Origin of the sequence: Citrobacter sp. JGM124 (assembly GCF_018257795.1) — a bacterium.
Lineage (GTDB): Bacteria > Pseudomonadota > Gammaproteobacteria > Enterobacterales > Enterobacteriaceae > JGM124.
In genome coordinates this window covers 60198-81823 of record NZ_JAERJD010000008.1, presented here as the reverse complement: position 1 = coordinate 81823, position 21626 = coordinate 60198, and the positions used below count along the sequence as shown (strand labels likewise).

The 21626-nt window shown below is 47.6% G+C and carries 18 protein-coding genes; 1 reads left to right on the top strand and 17 read right to left on the bottom strand.

Translation table 11 applies throughout. The features are described from left to right. Positions 1–104: 104 nt before the first annotated feature. Positions 105–833 carry an esterase gene (yjfP, locus tag JK154_RS12385; protein ID WP_211992857.1) on the bottom strand — a complete coding sequence of 243 codons (729 nt, stop codon included), beginning with the start codon at positions 831–833 and terminating at the stop codon, positions 105–107. A gap of 488 nt (positions 834–1321) precedes the next feature. On the opposite strand from yjfP, the gene JK154_RS12380 reads away from it, so the two are divergent. Beyond that, positions 1322–1597, top strand: coding sequence for a YdgH/BhsA/McbA-like domain containing protein (locus tag JK154_RS12380; RefSeq protein WP_211992856.1), 276 nt, complete (start codon positions 1322–1324; stop codon positions 1595–1597). Positions 1598–1763: 166 nt separating this feature from the next. Here JK154_RS12380 and JK154_RS12375 read toward each other — a convergent pair whose 3' ends face one another. The 16 genes from JK154_RS12375 to hflK all read right to left on the bottom strand — a co-directional run bounded on the left by JK154_RS12375 (position 1764) and on the right by hflK (position 21552). Next, entirely contained in the window at positions 1764–2570 is an 807-nt protein-coding gene (locus tag JK154_RS12375; protein WP_211992855.1) for a glucose 1-dehydrogenase, read from the bottom strand. Positions 2571–2633: 63 nt separating this feature from the next. Beyond that, the gene (locus JK154_RS12370) at positions 2634–3482 is read right to left on the bottom strand and encodes a sulfurtransferase (protein ID WP_211992854.1); all 849 of its coding nucleotides are present in this window, start codon (positions 3480–3482) and stop codon (positions 2634–2636) included. A gap of 31 nt (positions 3483–3513) precedes the next feature. Further along, positions 3514–4551 carry an aldo/keto reductase gene (locus JK154_RS12365; RefSeq protein WP_211992853.1) on the bottom strand — a complete coding sequence of 346 codons (1038 nt, stop codon included), beginning with the start codon at positions 4549–4551 and terminating at the stop codon, positions 3514–3516. A 15-nt stretch (positions 4552–4566) separates the two neighbouring features. Beyond that, positions 4567–5598, bottom strand: coding sequence for a Gfo/Idh/MocA family oxidoreductase (locus JK154_RS12360; protein ID WP_211992852.1), 1032 nt, complete (start codon positions 5596–5598; stop codon positions 4567–4569). Positions 5599–5601: 3 nt separating this feature from the next. Then, a complete protein-coding gene (locus JK154_RS12355) occupies positions 5602–7587 on the bottom strand; it encodes a hypothetical protein (protein ID WP_211992851.1) in 1986 nt (661 codons plus the stop codon). Beyond that, positions 7584–8594, bottom strand: coding sequence for an ABC transporter permease (locus tag JK154_RS12350; protein ID WP_249215904.1), 1011 nt, complete (start codon positions 8592–8594; stop codon positions 7584–7586). The genes JK154_RS12355 and JK154_RS12350 overlap by 4 nt, the downstream gene beginning before the upstream one ends. A 27-nt stretch (positions 8595–8621) precedes the next feature. Then, positions 8622–10196, bottom strand: coding sequence for a sugar ABC transporter ATP-binding protein (locus JK154_RS12345; protein ID WP_211992849.1), 1575 nt, complete (start codon positions 10194–10196; stop codon positions 8622–8624). Then, the gene (locus JK154_RS12340; RefSeq protein WP_211992848.1) at positions 10196–11164 is read right to left on the bottom strand and encodes a substrate-binding domain-containing protein; all 969 of its coding nucleotides are present in this window, start codon (positions 11162–11164) and stop codon (positions 10196–10198) included. The genes JK154_RS12345 and JK154_RS12340 overlap by 1 nt, the downstream gene beginning before the upstream one ends. Positions 11165–11399: 235 nt before the next feature. Next, positions 11400–12560 carry an MFS transporter gene (locus JK154_RS12335; protein WP_211992847.1) on the bottom strand — a complete coding sequence of 387 codons (1161 nt, stop codon included), beginning with the start codon at positions 12558–12560 and terminating at the stop codon, positions 11400–11402. 105 nt (positions 12561–12665) lie between these two features. Next, positions 12666–13247: a TetR/AcrR family transcriptional regulator gene (locus tag JK154_RS12330; RefSeq protein WP_249215903.1), complete on the bottom strand. Its 582-nt coding sequence runs from the start codon at positions 13245–13247 to the stop codon at positions 12666–12668. A gap of 208 nt (positions 13248–13455) precedes the next feature. Further along, complete coding sequence (rlmB, locus tag JK154_RS12325; protein ID WP_211992846.1) at positions 13456–14187, bottom strand: 23S rRNA (guanosine(2251)-2'-O)-methyltransferase RlmB; 732 nt, start codon at positions 14185–14187, stop codon at positions 13456–13458. Between the two features lie 87 nt (positions 14188–14274). Further along, a complete protein-coding gene (gene rnr, locus JK154_RS12320) occupies positions 14275–16716 on the bottom strand; it encodes a ribonuclease R (RefSeq protein WP_211992845.1) in 2442 nt (813 codons plus the stop codon). Between the two features lie 667 nt (positions 16717–17383). Then, positions 17384–18682 (bottom strand): adenylosuccinate synthase, encoded by a 1299-nt coding sequence (locus JK154_RS12315; RefSeq protein WP_211992844.1) that lies wholly within the window; start codon positions 18680–18682, stop codon positions 17384–17386. 102 nt (positions 18683–18784) lie between these two features. Continuing rightward, positions 18785–18982 carry a DUF2065 domain-containing protein gene (locus JK154_RS12310; RefSeq protein ID WP_211992843.1) on the bottom strand — a complete coding sequence of 66 codons (198 nt, stop codon included), beginning with the start codon at positions 18980–18982 and terminating at the stop codon, positions 18785–18787. A 312-nt stretch (positions 18983–19294) separates the two neighbouring features. After that, positions 19295–20302, bottom strand: a complete 1008-nt coding sequence (gene hflC / locus JK154_RS12305; RefSeq protein ID WP_211992842.1) for a protease modulator HflC — start codon at positions 20300–20302, stop codon at positions 19295–19297. 2 nt (positions 20303–20304) lie between these two features. Further along, positions 20305–21552: an FtsH protease activity modulator HflK gene (hflK, locus tag JK154_RS12300; protein ID WP_211992841.1), complete on the bottom strand. Its 1248-nt coding sequence runs from the start codon at positions 21550–21552 to the stop codon at positions 20305–20307. Positions 21553–21626: the final 74 nt, after the last annotated feature.

The following is a 21626-nucleotide window of genomic DNA, read 5'->3' as shown; positions in this document are numbered from 1 at the left end:
GATAAATAACCCCTGAGCAAAAGTGAACGAAGCCTCTGGTCAGGGCAAAAAATGCCCCAGCCATACTGAAAAGCCATCGCTTCTCTGCCTGTCATGGCAGGTAACTAAAAATTGTGTGTGAAAAATCGGGTTGTGGCGTTCAGCGCCTGGGGGGTAATACGATGCCTGACTCCTGGCTCTAATAAGTAGGTCAGATGAGTATCAAGCTGTTGTCGGACAAGGGCTTGTTGCAGGCGCTCAGTTTCAGTAACGGGCACAACATCATCCTCCTCGCCATGCCATAATAACAGAGGGCGGTTACCTATATGCTCAAGCTGATGTTCAACAGCGTAGGCCCCTAAGCCCGCGATCACGTGTTCTTTTGCTTCAAGTTCTGGCGGATACAGCGTCTGCGCTAATGAAGGAAAATAACCCGACCCCATCAGACAGGCGACAGCATGCACCTCTGGATGCCGTGCCATAATACCCAGCGCCGTCATTCCCCCCATTGAAGCCCCTGCCACGGCAATTCTTTTATCTGCTACCCATGCTTTTTCTGTCACTAATTGATGCAGCGGTGAGAACTCATCAATGTTGCTTTTAAGGATATTCCAGAACTGCCCAAGGCGCTGATTTTCGTTACCGTTAAAACGCGCACCATGTTGATCAGCATCAGGCATGATCACCCTGAATCCCGCTTGTGCAAGCGCGACGGCAAAATAGCTATAGACCAGTTTTGAAGAAAGAAATCCATGGTAGAAAAACACCGTGGGTAATGGAGTATCCCGCAATCCTGAAGGGGTGGCGTGTAAAAACTCGCGTCCGCCAAGCTTATCCAGATTAATCTCTATCATGTAGGGGCAATCCTTAATCTTTAGTGTCAGAAAAATCAGGGCTCACCGTCAATGACAAACAAGATGAGATCTGGCTTGCAATTTTCATTTTTCACTGGCTGAAAAACGTGTCAGGGGTAACAAATAGCAGGCATTTATGCTCCCCACAAGACCATTCAGCCTATAATAATTCCAGGATGGCATGAAATGGAAGAAATGAGCCCCCGGATAATACCTGACGGGTTAACATATTGATGTTAATAACAAGTTACAGATATCCGCACCTGTGAATAATGATAAAACACATAGTCGGATTAACCGTAGTAAGACTGCGTGCTATTTTTAATAGCATCCCTGTTGATAATACGCTTTTTTTATCGGATAAATCTGTTTTATTATCAACAATGAATAAATGTTATTTATTGATATTTAAATATTTTTTCAAAGCTCTATCTTTTAATGTGCACAATAAGTGGGTTTTTCGGGATATGTGTCTGAAGGAGCTGATAATGCAACAATCAAATGCCTTAACCACCTTGCTCGCCTCTATGGGGTTACTGCCGTCCCTCGCCCAGTCTGCTGAAGATGTTGCCGCAGACTGTGTCACCGGTTTGAATGAAATTGGCACCATTTCTGTCAATGATATGGTCGGCAGCCCTGTTGAGGTCGAAAAAGTTATCGCCCTGAAAGCCAGTGAACAGGGGGCATCCTACTATCGGATCATTCAGCTCCAGGAAGATTTGCCCACTGAACGCTGGCAAGCACAAGTGATCATTTACGCTTAAAAATCTAGCGAGTGTGTTTACGCATACTGCTGTAAGGGTATTCAGCAGCTAGTCTGGCGCTCCATCCAAAAAATAAAGGGGCTCAAATATTGCTATTGAGACCCATTAATCTATGGCATTCCATTACTCATTCAAAAACTTGGCCATCGCGTCCCCAAGAACAATACTAGCCATTTTCAGGCTCGGGATTAACCCATGTGGAGCCCGATAAAACGCCCCCATCAATAGTAATCGCCTGTCCAGTCAAATAGGTGGACGCCGCAGAGCTTAAAAAGAGAACTGCGCCAATCAAATCGTCAGGATTCCCTAAACGTCCCTGAGGAATAAAATTCTGAAACCACTTTGAGCGATACTCATCGTCCCATAATGGCCGCGTAAACTCTGTCTTAATAAAACCTGGTTCAATAGCATTTACCTGGATATTGTCATCAACCCACTCACGTGCCATAGACTTGGTTAACTGGCTAACAGCCGCTTTTGAGGCGGCGTATACTGAAATGGTATTGAATGAATGTTTCGCACTTAACGAGCTAATATTGACAATCTTTCCGCCACCTTGTTTTGCCATATAAGGCTGGACGGCTTGCCCCAAGAAATAAACACTACGCAGGTTTATATCAATAATGGCATCAAAATCATCAGCGCTGACCTCAGTGATCGGTTTTCTACGATTAACCCCGGCACTCGTCAGTAACACATCAATATGCCCCAACTTGTCATGCACTGTATCGACCAATTGGCGGCAAGCTGTAACATCACTTAAATCAGCCGCAATAGATAATGCTTTTCCCCCGTCAGCCTCTATGGAGGCTTGAATCGGCTTCAGGCGATCAATGTCGATATCATGTAATGCTACTGTCGCTCCCGCTTCCGCCAGTGCTTTACTCAACACACGGCCAATAGCTCCACCCGCGCCAGAGACCAAGACAACTTTTCCCTGTAATGAAAACAGTTTTTCAATAATATTGCTCATAAATACCCTCGGAAGAATCACCCGCCGGCACTGTCGCCAGCATGAACATGAAATGACTAACGGCTACAGTTCCACCGCCCGGGACGGGTCGGTAATCCACTCACTCCAGGAACCAACGTAATGCCTGGCATCGCCCAGCCCCGCGTAAGCCAATGCCAAGAGGTTCTGTGCTGCAGTAACACCTGAACCACAGTAAAAAATGGTGCGTTCAACAGGTACATCTCCTAGTAAAGCGGTGTAGTGCGCGCGTAACTCTTCAGGGGTACGAAATAGTCCATCGCTGTTAAGTGTATTGGCACGGTCAGCCAGCCTGGCTCCTGCAATATGTCCACGAATTGCATCATGATAAACCCCACCACCGTGGAATCCTGCCTCAGAGCGGGAGTCGAATACCGCCCACTCTGGATTAAGGCGAACGCTATCCACCAGCCCGACATCGACTTGAAGTTCAGGGCGCTCTTTTGCTATAAATAATCCAGGAATCGGGACAGGGATATCATTCGATGTCGGGTATCCTGATTTGAGCCATTCTCCCCAACCGCCATCCAGTACTGCCACGGCATCATGCCCAAGCCAACGTAACATCCACCATGTTCTGGAAGCCGCCATTAGGCCACCACTCGCGTCATAAACCACAACTTGTGTATTAGGACCTATTCCCCACAGGGAAAGTGTATTGATGAATTTATCTCTCGGTGGCAATGGACGCCTGCCTGTACGACCAGGAATAATATTACCTGATAAATCAGAGGCTAAATTGGCATAGTAGGCCCCTGGAATATGACGATTCAGATACTGACTGAGCCCCCAGTTTTCATCATCCAGTGTGAAACGTGCATCCAAAATAACCCAATCGGTATCATGTAGATGTTTCTCTAATTCATGTGCGGAAATGATTGTTTTATAAGTCATATAGCCCTCTGGCAAAAATATTGACACACATCTATAGCGGCAGGCCAGGCAATGGAATATGTTCAGCTATTAATCCCTGCGCTCTTAGTGTCTGCCAAAATTCGGCCGGTATGGGATAGTTGAAATGAGCAACGTTTTGAGTAACTTCAGTCGGTTTAGATGGCCCATACAACACACTCGTGACCGCACTGAAACCCAGTGGAAATTGCAATGCAGCAGCGGCAAGAGGAATATGAAACTGATCAGCCACAGATTGCAGTTTTCTGACTTTGCTGGTCACCGAATCCGGCAACTTTCCATAGTCATAACGGGCTGTATCATGAATACCTGTAGCCAAAACACCGGAGTTAAATACCCCGCCAATAATAATCCCGGCCCCTTGTTGTTGGGCCCTCAGCAGCTCTTCAGCATAAATGTCTTGTTCAAGTAAAGTGTAGCGGGACGCGACTAAGAAGAGATCTAACGGATATCGGTCTAAAAAACGGTTAATCATCCCAGGTTCATTAATTCCTGCCCCAAATGCAGCTATTTCACCTGATGCTTTCAGCTCTTCCAGCGCCCTGAAACCACCAGACTCCAACTCGCTTAATTTTTCTGATAACACGTTTTGATCGGGAAAATAGCCCGTATCCAGATCATGGATATAGAGAATATCCACTTTGTTAATGCCTAAACGCTGCAGGCTGTCCTCATAAGAACGTAAAATGCCGCCGTAGGTATAATCGTGAACATGATCGAAAGCCAGTCCCCCTTGCCAGGGGGCGGTCTGAAACGTCGCCCTTGAACGCGGAGCAATAAGACGTCGTCCCACCTTGGTTGACAACACATAATCAGCCCGAGCCTTTCGGTAAAGAAACTGTCCTGTTCGATGCTCCCCCAAACCCCGACCGTACCATGGAGCAGTGTCATAAAACCGAATACCATTATTCCAGGCAGTTTCCAGAGTGGCTTGTGCCACCTGATCGGTTATTTCCTCAAATAATTCACCCAACGGACATGTTCCAACGCCAACAATAGGTAGGTGTAATCCCGTGTTGCCTAATGGGCGAGTATTGTCTATCCCCATCATTATCCCCTTAAAGACTCAGTCTCTTTCTGGCACAACTTGCTGTCCTGTTGATGCTGATAGATAGGCTGCTTCAAGCAACCCATATGTCAGCAAGCTATCCCTACCCGATGTTTCTGGCTCAATGCTATGGCGCAAGCTTTCCACAAAATGACGTTGGGTATGCACCACACTATCTTGGATCTGCGTCCAGGGTTCATAGGTCCATGAGTGCGAATCGTGGGTTATTTGCTCTTCTCTGGATTGGCCATCAGAATGGACAGTCAGTACCTGATTAGGACCGATGGTTAATGTCCCCAACGTTCCTTCAATTTCCACTAACGTTTGTGGGAAGAGATCTGGATGACGCCGGGAGGCATAGCTAAAATCAAGCACTGTTGTTGCCCCATTGTCATGGGTAAGCAGAATGGTCGCGGCATCTTCCCCTGTGATCCCTTCTTTGATTTGTTGGGTACGGCAAAAAACCCCCTGAGCCTCGCCAAATAAAAAGCGGGCCAAATCCAGTAAATGGATCCCGACATCCATTATCATGAAACGCTTTACGTTGATCAGATAAGGCTGGTTTGAATAAACATCGATAGCCGTCCGCCATGAAAATCTGCCAAAGGTCAGTTTTCCTAATGTCCCACTGTCGATAATTTTTTTTGCAGCCCTAAAGACATTCTGAAAACGAAAATCTTCATGTACCATCAGTGTCACATTCCGCTCTGCCGCTGCCGCCACCATGCGGCGACATCCTTCAAAGTCAGGAGCAAAAGGTTTTTGCACAATAACCGGAATATTCTGTTCGACTGCTGCGCCCACAAGGCTTTCATGTGTTTCCATCGTGGTTGGCAAATCGACAAAATCCAGAGTTTGTGTTGCGAACAGGGCATTCACATCATCGGTATAATACGCAATGCCAAATTTCGTCGCTGCCGCTTTCGCTTTCTCAATATCCAGATCGCAGACTGCCACAATCTCAACATCTTGAATGTCCTTCCAGCCAGCCAAGTGGTTCTGGGCAAAGAAACCACAGCCCACAACAGCCCCTTTCAATTTTGAAGTCATTAACTAATTTCTCTGATAACGGATTGTGGCCACGGCGTAGGCATCCAAATCGATACCTTTCTCGATGTTTTTTACTTCACTGCTGTGACGGAAAACTTGGGGGGATAACACCGCGATCTCAATGTGTTCCACATCCAGCAATCTCACCTGTGCCCACGCCACATCAACCAGATTTACTTTCACTGGTTCGCCAGACAGGTTAGCAATCAGCACCGTATTCTGGCCCGCGTCCAGCCAGCCAATGACCGCCAGTTGTTCACTGTCTGAGGTCGTATCGAGGCGAGGTTTACTACTCCCGGATGCCAAATCAGCGACGACATGAAACAGTGGATAGACATGACCTTCCTCTTGATCATCCCACCATTCCCGGAGATAGGGCTGTCGTGTTGAAACCACACCAAACGGCCCTGTCGGTGCCCCCATAATCAGGGCATCAACACCATATTTGGCGACAATAGCGGCATAACCAACATGCCATGCGGCGGCAAACAGACCACGCTGGCGAGGGTCATTAGCGGCCAGCCCTACTCGGGCTGAATCAGGGTTAGCTACAGGGCCATTTCCATAGGGATTTAAACGTGCACCAATTCCAACAGGCCCGATACGATAAAAAACACGCTCTTCATGCTTATCAGCACCCTGAATAATCTTCCTTGCCGACTTAATGATGTGGGGCAGAGACTGCAAAGTTTCGATAACTGACACATCATCCGCTGCATGTACTGTGGGGGCGGTAGCATGAGTAATGAAATCAAATGATCCCGGGGAGGGCCGTTTGCGATTAAATTCAGTAAAGAAAGCGGGGCTACCACCACCAACAGGCGTATCAGGGAAGGCTTTTTTCGCCTCCGCGTAAATATCCGCATCTGAAGGTGATTGCGGACGCAGCTCCCCAGGCTGGAAAGAGCGCTCGTCATTTTTTGGGAAAATAGCGACAGATAATGGCGAAATTTCGGCTTTTTGCAGTAATTTCGCCACAGAACCTATCTCTTCTGCCGGATCATGGCTTGCTGTGAGTAACAATTCCAATGCAATCGGCAGATTCGTCGTCGCCGCTAGCTGGCCTGCGGCCAGTAGATGTTCTGCATTATGCGGAGTGGTAGGATCATAGCGCAGTAAAAAATGGATTGGCCCCAGGCGGGACAATTGATCGGCATAATCCAGCGCTTCCGCACTGGCATCAGCAGATAACCCAAGCCCTATAACGGGAACTGATTGACGGGTTACAGCCCCGACTTCAACACGGGCTGCACGGGTATTATCGGTGACACAATGATCATCCTGACGAGTATTATCGTCCTTGACCCGAACCGTGACCGACTGCAATAACTCTTGCCCTGCCTGTAACGAGTAAGGATGTGGGAGAGCAATAGGCCGGTTATATATTTTAAAAGAAGCATCAGACCAGTTGCGATGGTCTTCCGCTTCAAAAACATCGCCTTCAAAACGGGTCGCCACCGACAAATTTTCTACAGGATGATGGGTAATAGCATGAATGTTGAAAATCGGTTGTCCCGGGCTAATAGCATCAGAGATAACAATATTGGTATTTTCCCCATCAGCATGTTCCACCTGAACAGCAGTACCAACAACCCCCTCCAGGGGATAGAGAACAACGAATCCTGTACGGTTGGTCGTAAAGTGGGTATCAGCCACAATACGAGCACTTGCTGACAAAAAACCTTCACTATGGCCTTCAAAAGAGACATCAACAGTGAGTTGTTCCTCACCATTGACGTAATGTGCCTGATAGCGAACCTTAAAAGCATCATCGTTCTGTTGAATTGATAATTCGCTAATCTGTGGCTCTGGCGTCCCCCACCCAGGAGTTCGTACCAAGAATGCCACACCACGCAAAATTTCAATTCCCCGCCAGCGTATCCAGCGTAATGCCCCCTGATCAAATTCAGCAGATAAAGAGGCTGCAGATAACGTTTTTTTTGGTGCCTCTGTAATCGAGGTTCCCATCAAGAAGACGGCTCTACTCATCTTTTTTGCCTCTTGATCAAGATATCAAATGTCACCGCGGCCACAATAATGAAGCCAATCAACAGCTGCTGTATGTAGGGCGAAATGTTCAGAATAACCAACCCGTTTAACAAGACACCTATCAGTAAAGTGCCAATCACTGTTCCCCAAATACTGCCAGTACCGCCATACAGGCTAGTACCACCAATAACCACGGCGGCTATCACATACAGTTCATATTGGTTTCCTGCGACGGCCTCTGCAGAATTGAGGCGAGCAGTGAGCAGAAATCCCCCCAATCCTGCCAGAAGACCGGTCAGAACATACACACTGGTGATAACGCCTTTAACATTCAGCCCGCAAAGTCGGGCTGCTTCAGGGTTGGAGCCAATGGCATATATTGAGCGGCCATAACGCGTAACATGCAGGGTGATAGAAGCAATAATAGCGACGAGGGCAAACACAATCACAGGTACCGGAACAGGCCCCACCATGCCACGCCCCCACCAGCCCAGGGCATCATCGAACCCACTAACAGGGCTACCATTGCTGATAAGCAACGTCAGGCCACGGAAAACTGTCAAACCGCCTAAGGTAACGACAAATGCTGGCACCGCCAGCCGTGCGATAATCAATCCTTGTAGCGCACCAGCCAGCCCACCGGTTAAAATCGCAGCTAAAGCAGCCCACTGCCAGGCCAGGCCCTGTCCATCAGCAAACAACATAAATTGACCATCAATGCCCCCTTTAGCCACTACGGCTGCCACCATCCCTGAAAGGGCAGCAATAGCACCCACAGAGAGATCAATGCCACGAGTTAAAATAATAAAGGTCATGCCGACAGCAATAATTCCGTAGATAGAAACCTGGCGAACGACGTTAAAAAGATTGATTGAAGAGAGAAAACGTGGAGCCAGTAAAGTAAATAGCGCCATTAGCAATACAAGAAAGATCAGCGGGGCAAAACGTGCCAAAATGGCTTTCTTATTATTGCCACCTTTATTCTCACTCAGGATGGTCGAACTCATAGTCATCTCTTTGATCCAAAAGTTAATTCATATCTGGGGAATATGTCGTGTCATTAGCTGCATGACGCTCTCTTCATTTGCTTCATGTGCTAGTAACTCCCCCGTTAAGTGACCCGCCCGCATCGTAATAATCCGGTCACTCACCGCTAACACTTCCGGTAAATCAGAGGAAATCAAAATAATCGCGACCCCCTTTTTTGCCATGTCACGCAGCAATCTATGCACATCAGCTTTTGCAGCAATATCGACCCCTCGCGTAGGCTCATCGACAATCAGAATGGACGGGGTTTGTGCCATCCAACGTGCCAAAACCACTTTTTGCTGGTTGCCCCCTGACAAGGTGGCAATATCTGCCCCCAGGTTGATCGCCCGCAAATTTAACTGTTTCTTAAAATCAAGGAACGAAAGCCGCTCCCCCTGTCTGTCAATAACGAGTCGGGAACTCTGTAACGGCGAATGGATAATGGCGAAATTTTCTTCTACAGAGAGTGAAAGAAACAGTGCCTGCTGTTTACGGTCTTCCGGGACCAGACCAATACCTGCGGCAATAGCATCCCGTGGCGAAGAGGGGTGATAGGGCTTACCCTGTATGCGTAATGTGCCACTCCCTATGGGGTCTGCGCCAAATAATAACCGTGCAATTTCCGTTCTCCCGGCACCTACCAACCCGGCAAAACCGACAATCTCCCCGCCTTTTACACTGAAACTGGCATTGTTAACACGAGGGCCATCTCTTCCTTTTGCCGCACTCGACAGGTTTTCAACTTCCAATACAGGAGTCGTGCTGATATTACGTTCAGAGTGGTCATACGCCACTAAATCACGCCCAACCATAAGTCGAACCAGGTTATCGATAGAGGCATGCTTCACCTCCCCTTCCCCCACCAACTCACCATCTCTTAAGACACTGTAGGTGTCACACAGATCCTTAATTTCTTCCAACCGATGACTGATATAAATAACCGCCACACCATTTGCAGAAATAGTACGTACCACCTGTTTTAATTTATCTACTTCCGCAGGACTTAATGCGGCAGTGGGTTCATCCATGATAATCAGGCGTGGTTTTGAAGTAAGTGCACGGGCAATTTCAACGAGCTGCTGTTCCGCCACACTTAACTCAGAAACTTTGCGCAATGGGTTGATCGAGACGCCAAGTAATCCAAGCACATGCCGTGCTGCGCTCATAATAAATTGCCAGCGAATAAAACCGATTTTATTTACTGGTAAGTGGCCGGTAAAAATAGTTTCCCCAACAGTTAACTCAGGGAACAGACTAAATTCCTGATGAATAGTGGTAATACCTGCATTCCAGGCATCAAGAGGCCTATAAAATGAGAAAGGCTGTTCTTCCAGAAAAATATTGCCACTATCAGGTTGATGCACACCACTTAACAAATTAATTAATGTAGATTTTCCTGCACCATTCTCTCCCAATAGCGCCCTTATTTCCCCTGGCTGTAAAGAGAAAGATATATTATTCAATACCGTCTGACCGAAAAAAGATTTGCTCAGATTGCGGATGCTAATATATTTATAGGAATGCTGGCTTCCCTCTTGCACATCAGAATGAGAAGAGAATGAATACAGTTCAATAGACATTATTTTACAAGTCCAATACGTTCTGCATCATTAAGATTTTTATTCGTAATAGCAACAGGGCTGATTAATACATCGGATGTCGCCGGACGAACACCATTACGAATATAGTCAGTGATAATTTTTACTGCTTCGCGCCCCTGTTTCCCTGGATACTGATCAACCGTTGCCGTTAATACACCATCGCGAACCCCTTTGAGTGCATCTGTTGAACCATCATAACCAAAGATAGCTATTTTACCTTTCAGGCCACGAGCCTCTACAGCCTGAGCCGCACCTAATGCACTATCATCATTACCGGCAATAATGACAGTGGGGGGCGTCGCCAGTCCTGTTAACAAGTTTTCTGTTACTGATAACCCCTGGTCGCGGTTAAACCGCGCCGTCTGTTCCGCAACAAATTTATAAAGCTCAGGATGCTTGTCTAATGCATCATGAACACCTTTGTTACGGTCATTGGCCGTTTTGTCTCCTGGAATACCTTGTAAATTAATGATTGTTGCACCTTCAGGAAAAAGTTTTTCCACTGCTTCTCCCTGATGCTGTGCACCAATTAAATTATCGGCAGCGACATTCGCCAGAACTTCAGGCACACCATTAACCGGACGGTCAATTGTCACAACAGGAATACCTTCTTTAATAGCTGTCCGTATAACCGGAGCCAAAGCTGTTGCATCAGCAGGAGCAATAATAATCCCATCAACACCTTGAACAATTGCCGCTTCAATATCAGCAATTTGTTTTGGTGCACTTAATTGACCATCTGAACGAATAACTTTCACATTACCCAATGTCTTGGCTTCATCTTCCAGTTGCTCTTGTAAAAATACAAAATGCGGAAAGCTATAAGTTAATGCCGAAACGAGAATCGTCACTGGAGCATCTTTACCTTTCGGCTCCGCATTTGCGGAAAATGAAAAAGCACTTATAGCCATAGCCAATGTTGTTATTAAATAAGTTACTTTACGCATAAGACAACAGTTCCCCATCCACACAAAACTATTTAATAAATAGAAATGTAGAAATCATTAAGTTTGAGAGAAATTAAAACTATAGCGTCTGTATTCATTCGCGATGACAGAACTCGAATATATCACAGAGGAAATTATTTAAAACGACATTCAGATATAACATTTTTATATTTATTATCTTAAAAGATAACACTATTATTTCGATAAAATAGATAACTAAATAACATTATTATATTTACACCACGGCAACGCACTGTTGTTTCTTACGTAAATAAGGAATGAGTGTCAGTAAACCCAATAATGCCAGTACAACACCGACCCAAAGTGGTGAGCGAAGTCCAAGCCCGGCATCAATAGTGTAGCTGCCCGCCCACGAACCTAAAGCTAACCCAGCAGTAATAACCGAGGAATGCATGGTATTGACTAATGGGCCTGGAGTGGCCGCGCGCATCACACGGGCAACCATAGCCGGATTTAGCGCCACGCCAGTCAGGCCGATAAGAACCAAAGCACCGAGGCTTATCATTCGGTGTTGGGCATACACAGCAAAAATAACTAAACCCAGGCAAAGAAGGGCCAACCCCATAGCCAGCGTGATGATGGTATAACGATCAGCAAAACGCCCGACAAAAATATTGCCTATTATGTTTGCAACACCATAAATTACTAGCAACCAAGGGATTGCAGATGTGGGGAAATGAGTGACTTCAGTAAATATCGGTACAAAAAAGCTAAAGGCAGAAAAGGCAGCGCCAATAATCAAGCCACTCGTCGCATAGGCGGCCCAAAGCTTACGACTATATAAAGAACGCAGCTCAGTTTTCAGGCTCAGACTGTTGCTTTCATTCATGTCAGGAACCCGTTTGGCAATAATCACGGCACACAGTACCGCCAATACCACTATTGCCCAAAAACTGAAACGCCAGCCAAAATATTGCTCAATCAACGCCGTCGCTGGTACACCAAACACGGGTGCCAGCATTAATCCACCCAGAACAAAAGAGGCGGCTTGTCCCCGCTTCTCCGGTGCGACAAGGCTGGCACAAATGGTGAGTGCCACACCGAAACAGGCGGAACTACTGATTCCCATAATAATACGGGCCACGGCCATGACGTCATAACGACCAGCAACAGCGGCCAGTACACCACTGGCTATATAAATCAGTAATAAGCAGAATAATGCCTGCTTATTGGACGTCCCCAATACCAGTAATAGCGCTGTTAATAATGGGCCACCGATTGCCATACCCAGGGCGTAATAGGTAATCAAGTAGCCAATTTGCCCAACGCTAACATCGAAGGCGACAGCCAGCGCAGGCATCATACCAGCAACCATGAATTCAGCCGTGGTTAAAGAAAAAATCGTCAGACCAAGTAAATAAATAACAAATGGCATACCAACCTCCAATACTGTAATGATCATTACAGAATAACTTAAATAAAAAGGACATAAGACTCCCGTAGCGCCTATAAAGCTAAGGTAGTCTTATGATTTACAACGCTATAATCTGGCAAGGGTTTCTGTCATCACATCCTCAAGGAAAGATCTGTCCGGCATTGATCGTCCCAGAATTCTCAACCCGTAATAGCTACTAAGAAAAGTGCGAGCCATCGCGCGTGGTGAGCGGTCACTGGAAAATTCACCATTCGCTTGCCCTTGTGTGAATAGCTGGCAGAGTGCCTGCTCGAGCTTCGTCACATAAACACGGCTAATTTGCACCACTTTTGGATCTTTACCTGATCGCTCCAGTGCAGCAAATAATGCCATGCATCCACGATTCGTTGCAGGATCAAGATCCCCCTCGATCCCCCACTGCATTAAATTACGTAACCGGGATTTAACCGATCCTGGTCCAGTAAGAATTTTAACCTGAGCCTCAATACCCAGCTCCTGATAACGAACCAGGGCTTCATGATAAAGTTTCAGTTTGCTACCAAATGCATTGTATAAACTTCCGCGACCGAGGCCGGTTCGTTCAACCAAATCCTGGGCAGACGCCCCTTCATAGCCGTGTGACCAGAAGACATCCATAGCCGCTTCTACCACTGCTATGTCATCAAATTCCCGTGGTCTGCCACTCATCGCCGCCCCCTGAAATAGCGTATCACCCTACTCTGGTGATCACTCTATTTCAATCTGTAACGTACAGTCAAATATTAGTTTACGTACTGCGGTGGTGGTGATGCTCAAGTTTTGCAGGAGGAGTCTATCAGTAGGGAAAAATATCAGGGAATACTGGCAGGAATAAAAAGGGAGCTCATAATCATCGCCCCCTTATGTTATGCAATACTTAGCGACGCTGGCGCACAATTTCAAACAAACAAACACCCGTCGCGACCGAGACGTTGAGTGAAGAAACTGTCCCTGCCATTGGAATGCTAATCAGCTCATCACAATGTTCGCGAGTCAGTCTGCGCATGCCTTCACCTTCAGCGCCCATCACCAGGGCAATGGGGCCGTCGAATTTGCTCTCAAACAAGGTATGTGTTGCTTCACCGGCAGTACCCACTATCCAGACATTTGACTCCTGTAACAGGCGCATAGTACGAGCCAGATTAGTGACACGGATCAGCGGTACATTTTCCGCAGCACCGCAAGCCACTTTTTTCGCGGTAGCGTTAAGCTGGGCAGAACGATCTTTCGGGACGATGATCCCATGCACACCTGCGGCATCAGCACTGCGCAGACAGGCGCCAAGGTTATGGGGATCGGTAACACCATCAAGGATCAGCAAGAATGGGCGTTCATGTTCAGCCAGCAGATCCGGCAGATCATTCTCCTGATACTGACGTCCTGGTTTCACCCGGGCGATGATCCCCTGGTGGACGGCACCTTCTGCTTTTTCGTCCAGCCACTGGCGATTCGCAACTTGAATTACGACACCCTGCGCCTCCAGTGCCTTGATAAGCGGCATTAAACGTTTATCTTCACGCCCTTTCAGAATAAACACTTCCTGAAAGCGTTGTGGGGCGTTTTCAAGCAAAGCCTGAACCGCATGAATGCCGTAAATAATTTCACTCATTGATTTCACTCATCTCAGACAATGGCCTGCCTGTATTTGGGTTTGTTGCTTATCTACCCCGCCAGAGAATTCCTGGCGGGGATAACGTCAGTCAGCCTGCTTTTTGGCTGCCCGCTTGGCCTTCGTTGCCGCCGCTATTTTACGGGTTTTTTCTGAAGGCCCTTTTGCTTTTTTCTCTTTACTGCCTTTTTTTTCAGACTTCGCCTTTACACCGCTTTTCTCTTTACGGAAGGTGCTATCTGATTCAAAATTTTTACGTTTTCCTGCCTGGCGGCGTTTTGAAGCTCCGCCCGATTTTTTCTTCCCTTTGTCTTTTTCTGTTTTACCGGCTCCCCGAGGCACTCGCTGGCTGGAGATAAGCGCAAAGTCGATTTTACGCTCATCCATATGGACAGCTTCAACACGAACTTCAACTTTATCGCCAAGACGATACGTTTTGCCCCCTGACTCGCCAATCAGTCGCTGGCCAACCTGGTCGAAGCGATAATAGTCATTATCAAGTGAAGAGACATGGACCAGTCCATCAATAAACAGATCATTGAGACGAACAAAGAAGCCAAAACCGGTCACACTGGCAATGATACCGTTAAATGTCTGCCCAACCTGATCTTGCATAAAGTCACACTTCAGCCAGTCGGAGACTTCACGTGTAGCTTCGTCGGCACGGCGTTCGGCCATTGAACAGTGCTGACCCAGCTGTAGCATCTCTTCCATGCTGTAGTGCCAGCCACCTGACTCCGTACTATTCCCGGTATTACCTTGTTCTTTCGCCAGTAAATACTTAATAGCACGGTGTAACAGCAAGTCCGGGTAACGTCGGATAGGTGATGTAAAATGGGCATAAGATTTTAATGCCAGCCCAAAGTGGCCGCGGTTCTCTGGATCATAAATAGCTTGTTTCATAGAGCGCAGCAACATGGTCTGCAGCATCTCATGATCAGGGCGATCGGCAATGGAAGTCAGTAATTCTGCATAGTCCCGTGGCTCTGGTTTCTGACCACCGGGTAGTTCTAATCCTAATTCTGCCAGTACTGAACGGAAGGCCGTAATGGCATCATTGCCTGGCCGGTCATGATCACGGAACAGAGAAGGTTCATTATGTTTTTCAACAAAACGCGCTGCTGATATATTGGCGAGGATCATGCACTCCTCAATCAGCTTATGAGCATCGTTCCGAACGGTTTGTTCCACTCGTTCTATACGACGATCGGCATTAAAAATAAATTTAGCTTCTTCACTTTCAAAAGAAATACCACCACGCTGAGTACGTGCGACTTCCAGCACTTTATAGAGGTGGTGTAACTCTTCAATGTGCTTAACCAGTGGAGCATACTGCTCACGTAGCTCTTCATCACCCTGCAAAATATTCCAGACTTTGGTATAAGTCAGACGAGCATGGGAGCGCATCACCGCCTCGTAAAACTTAGAACCTGTCAGACGTCCCGTGGCAGAGATGGTCATTTCGCAGACCATGCATAATCTGTCAACTTGTGGGTTCAGGGAACACAGGCCGTTGGACAGCACTTCCGGTAACATGGGTACCACTTGTGATGGGAAATAAACAGAGGTTCCACGGTTACGGGCTTCGGTATCCAATGGTGTTGGGGGGCGAACATAGTAGCTGACATCCGCAATCGCTACCCAAAGACGCCAGCCGCCACCGCGTTTTTTTTCACAAAATACGGCGTCATCAAAGTCACGTGCATCTTCACCATCAATGGTCATCAGCGGTAACGCCCGCAAATCAACACGCCCTGCTTTCGCCTCTTCCGGTACCTCTTCCTTCAGCGCCGCAATCTGTGTTTCTACCTCTTTTGGCCATACATAGGGGATCTCATGGGTACGCAGTGCCATATCGACTGCCATACCTGTTCCCATGTTGTCGCCCAGGACTTCAACTATTTTACCAACCGCTTTAGTACGACGAGTGGGGCGTTGAGTCAGTTCAACCACGACCACAAATCCCATGCGAGCGCCCTGAATATCTTCAGGTGGGATCAGGATGTCAAAACTCAGACGGCTGTCATCGGGCACCACAAAGCCTACTCCGGCTTCGGTAAAGTATCGCCCGACAATTTGCCCGGTTCTCGGCTCCAGTACTCTCACAATGCGCGCTTCACGACGCCCCTTACGGTCAGCACCTAAAGGTTGTACCAGCACTATGTCGCCGTGCATGCACATTTTCATCTGCTCGGAAGAGAGATAAAGATCATCTTTACGCCCTTCTACACGCAGAAAGCCAAAACCATCACGGTGACCAATAACTTTACCCTTGAGCAAGTCCAGACGCTCAGGCAGGGCATAACACTGACGACGAGTGAAAACCAGCTGTCCGTCACGTTCCATCGCTCGCAGGCGACGACGTAATGCTTCTAGTTGATCTTCATCGGTAATATTCATCGCTTCCGCCAGTTCATCCCGACTGGCTGGTTTTTCTCGTTGGGAAAGGAGATCGAGAATAAATTCCCGACTTGGGATCGGGTTTTCATACTTTCCGGCTTCTCGTTCCTGAAAAGGATCTTTTGACATTGCGGTTCCTCCGTTGTCATCTGCTGCTTGGCACACAGGGCACCAGCATCAGTAAAATAGATAAAGCAATGGGGTGGGCTCTTTTGCGCCAGCTCTTTTCATCTGACAGTACTGAACCGCACGCCCCTTATACAGATCGCTCTGACGCACCAGGCTGAAAGAGTATGATCAATGTATTGCTATTGTTCGCCCTTGGGCGAAAGTTCTGGTTATTAGCCTTAACAAAATACATGGCAAGGCTGGAATCTACCCACGTGAGAGATCAGTCATCTCACCGGTGGTTTGTTCGTTCATAATGTCACCCGTTGTGATGGGTGAGTCAAAGATCATTGCCACTTTAATCTTAGCTGTACCCGTCTTACTTTGCTGTGCAACATGCTGTGTTATCAACCAAAAGCAAGTAGCACTTTATCTGTAAAACGGAGAAGTGCCATCATTCAGGTTACTCTCTGCAATGGCAGGAAGGTTGCCGTTAAGTCTGGCGACGCGACTGACGGAGTAGAGGCGATACTCAAGTAACTTGAAGTATGACAGATAGATACTGCCGTTATGGACGTATTGATGATAAACCAGCCCAGTCACTACCAGCTAATTTATTTACGGAAGAGGAGAGATACAAGGTAGGAAACACAGTGAGCAGGGTGTGCAAAGCACACCCTCCAACCTGTTATGCGTCAAAAGGATCACGCAGAATCATGGTTTCAGTCCGATCCGGGCCCGTTGAGATAATATCAACCGGGACACCTGTCAGCTCTTCAATACGCTTAATATAGTTCAAGGCAGCTTGCGGTAAACCTTCACGCTCTTTCACACCGAAAGTCGTCTCAGACCAGCCTGGCAGGGTTTCATAAATAGGTTCGATACCTTCCCAGTCATCTGCAGCCATTGGTGTGGTGGTAACTTCACGGCCATCAGGCATGCGATAAGCCACACAAATTTTCACCTCTTTCAGGCCGTCAAGAACGTCCAGCTTGGTCAGGCAGAAACCAGACAGGGAGTTCAGCTGAACGGCACGACGTACCGCAACCGCATCCAGCCAGCCAGTACGACGACGACGGCCCGTGGTTGCACCAAACTCATTACCCTGTTTGCACAGGAACTCACCAATATCATCAAACAGCTCAGTCGGGAACGGACCAGCCCCTACACGAGTAGAGTAAGCTTTGATGATACCCAGGACATAATCCACATAACGTGGGCCCAGGCCAGAACCTGTCGCGACACCACCTGCGGTAGTATTAGAAGAGGTCACATACGGATAAGTACCATGGTCGATATCCAGTAATGTACCCTGTGCGCCTTCAAACATGATGAAGTCGCCACGCTGGCGCGCCTGATCTAATAAATCAGAAACATCAACCACCATACTGGTCAGGATGTCGGCCACTGCCATAACATCATCCAGCACTTTCTGATAGTCAACGGCTTCGACTTTATAATAGTTAACTAACTGGAAATTATGATAATCCAGCACGTCTTTCAGTTTATCAGCAAAGGTTGCTTTATCGAACAGGTCACCCACACGCAGACCACGACGAGCAACTTTATCTTCGTATGCTGGACCGATACCACGACCGGTAGTACCGATAGCTTTAGCACCACGCGCCTTTTCACGTGCAACATCAAGTGCAACATGATACTCAAGAATCAGTGGGCAGGCTTCAGATAACAGAAGACGTTCGCGTACCGGAATACCACGATCTTCAAGCTGCGTCATTTCTTTCATCAGTGCAGCCGGAGACAGTACAACACCGTTACCAATGACACTGGTGACGTTATCCCGAAGAATACCTGATGGAATAAGATGGAGAACGGTTTTCTCACCGTTGATTACAAGAGTATGGCCTGCATTGTGTCCACCCTGGTAGCGCACAACATATTTAGCCCGTTCGGTCAGGAGATCGACGATCTTCCCTTTACCTTCGTCACCCCATTGGGTGCCCAGTACGACGACGTTGTTACCCATTTTTCAAAATCACCGTTTGCTTAAAAAAGGATTCTATCATCGGTTTCCAGGATGATCAGCCACTTTAGTGAACAAATTAGTATTCTGATGAATGATTTTCAGTCACCCAACGCTACGACTCAACATATAGTAGATAACTACCCCAGCAACCACAAGACCACCCCCAAAACGACGCAGCATGGATTCAGGTAGCTGCGTGAATGACAGTATCATTCGCCGCCAGAGCCTGGGATAGAGCATCGGCCCTAAGCCTTCGATCACCAAAACTAAAGCCAATGCCAGCCAAATTGTCGAGTTCATATAAAGTTATTCCTGCATCACATTAGCGGCGAGGTAACACCTGCCGCCCTCTCACAGCACGCCGTATTGGGTACCTGTATCATTTCGGCGATGATAGTAACCTCATTCGCCACAATAACGAGATTTTTATTGTTTCATTTCCTTTTTCCTGGGTAGCACGACTCAGGAAAAAGGAAATGAAACCGATGTATTTACCCTGTTGCGTACGCGCAGACAGCTTACAAACAACTTAAAAGATACCGAGTTCACCATACTCCGGACATAAAAAAAGAGCCGGTTTCCCGGCTCTTTTCTCGTTGATTAAATCAATACTTACTGACGAGTACTTTTCTCAGGTGATTTCATATAACGGAAGAAATCATCATCCGGGCTCAGTACCAGAACATCTTCGTTGGACTTGAAGCTATTCTCGTAAGCACGCAGGCTACGTACCAGCGCATAGAAGTCCGGATCCTGACTGAAGGTTTCGGCAAACAGTTTCGCCACTTCAGCATCTCCTTCACCACGCGTTATACGACCTTCACGTTCAGCTTCCGCCAGAGTACGGGTCACTTCGTAATCTGCCGTTGCGCGTAGTTTTTCTGCCTCTTCCTGGCCTTGTGAACGGTGACGGCGAGCAACAGCTTCACGTTCAGCACGCATACGGTTGTAGATAGCCTCGGATACTTCAGCAGGCAGGTTGATCTGCTTGATACGCACATCAACTACTTCAATACCCAGAGCCGCCATACTGTTTGGATTCACGACAGGTACTTTGCCGTTAGTCTCTTTAGTAATACGTGCGGCAGCAGAAGCAATCGCATCATCAGCTGCGGGTGTAGCCACTTCATCGTCAGCACCGGATGAACCAGAGTTCAGTGCGTCACGAACATCCAGTGTCAGACGGCCACGGGAGTCAGTAACGATGTCTTTCACATCCAGACGACCAATCTCAGAACGCAAACGGTCACTGAACTTACGTTTCAGCAAAACTTCGGCCTGAGAAATGTCACCACCACCGGTTGCTAAGTAGTAACGGCTAAAGTCGCTAATCCGCCATTTAATATAGGAATCAACGATCAGATCTTTTTTCTCTTTGGTAACAAAGCGATCAGCCTGGTTATCCATCGTCTGGATACGTGCATCAAGTGTTTTCACTGACTCGATAAAAGGGATCTTAAAATGCAGACCCGGGGCGTATACCAGAGGTTTGTTTTCGTCATCACGGACTACTTTACCAAACCGTAAAGTAATACCACGTTCGCCTTCATGTACCACGAATACCGAAGTAAAGAGTACAAACAGCACGACGATAATCAGTGCAATTATAGACTTACGCATCGTTATTCACTCCCTACGCGCTGTGCATTGGCGCGACGCTGATCCATAATGTCGCTGTTCCTGGTTGGCGAAGAGGTACTCACACGACTGTTACTGTTAGCTACAGGCGCTGGCGGCAGACGTAACAGATTCTCTGTAGTGCTGCTAGTGCTGTTCTCCGCAGGTGCCTTGCCTCCTCCTTTCAGCATTTGATCAAGTGGCAGAACCATCAGGCTATTGCCTTTATCGTTGACCAGTACTTTACGCGTATTACTCAGGACTTTTTCCATGGCTTCAATATACAGACGCTCACGGGTAATCGCCGGCGCAGCTTTATATTCTGGCAACAATTTAGCAAACCGAGCCACTTCACCCTGTGCTTCCAGAACGGACTGTGCTTTGTATGCACGAGCTTCTTCCAGAATACGCTGGGCTCTACCGTTAGCGCGTGGCTGCACTTCGTTAGCATAGGCTTCAGCTTCGCGAATGTACTGCTGCTCATTTTCACGGGCGGCAATCGCGTCATCAAATGCGGCTTTTACCTCTTCAGGTGGACGAGCTGTCTGGAAGTTCACATCCAGCAAGGTGATCCCCATGTTATAAGGGCGTATCGTCTCTTCCAGTTCACGCTGAGTATCATTACGAATGATCGTACGCCCCTCAGTCAGAATCTTATCCATTGAATATTTACCGATAACGCCACGTAATGCGCTATCTGTTGCCTGGCGCAGGCTATCATCAGCACTGGTCACGCTATACAGGTAATGTTCAGGATCGGTAACACGATACTGTACGTTCATCTCGACCCGTACCACGTTCTCGTCAGATGTCAGCATAACGCCAGAAGCAGCCAGCTCACGAACCGACTCAACGTTGACCGGCCTGACACTATCAATAAAGGTCGGCTTCCAGTTTAAACCGGGCTCCACCAAATGGCTGAACTTACCAAAGCGAGCCACAACACCACGTTCTGCCTCTTTGATGGTGTAAAAACCCGTTGCAGCCCACAGGATAACAACAGCGGCAACGGCGATCCCCAGTAAACGGCCACTCACCGGTTTACCCGGCCCCTGAGATGAACCATCACCGCTTTTACCGCTCTTACCCCCGCCAAGCCCATTGAGTTTGTTACTCAATTTGCGGAAGATATCATCCAAATCAGGTGGTCCTTTATCGCGACCTCCTTTGTTTCCCCCAGAGTCGCCGCCAGGCTTGCTGCTTCCCCACGGGTCGCGGTCCTGTCCGTTATTACCGGGCTGATTCCACGCCATGTTTATGCTCCATAATTGTTGTGCGGTGATATCCCCTCAAAGGGGAAATAGTCTTCAGGATAAGGGTGAGCCGA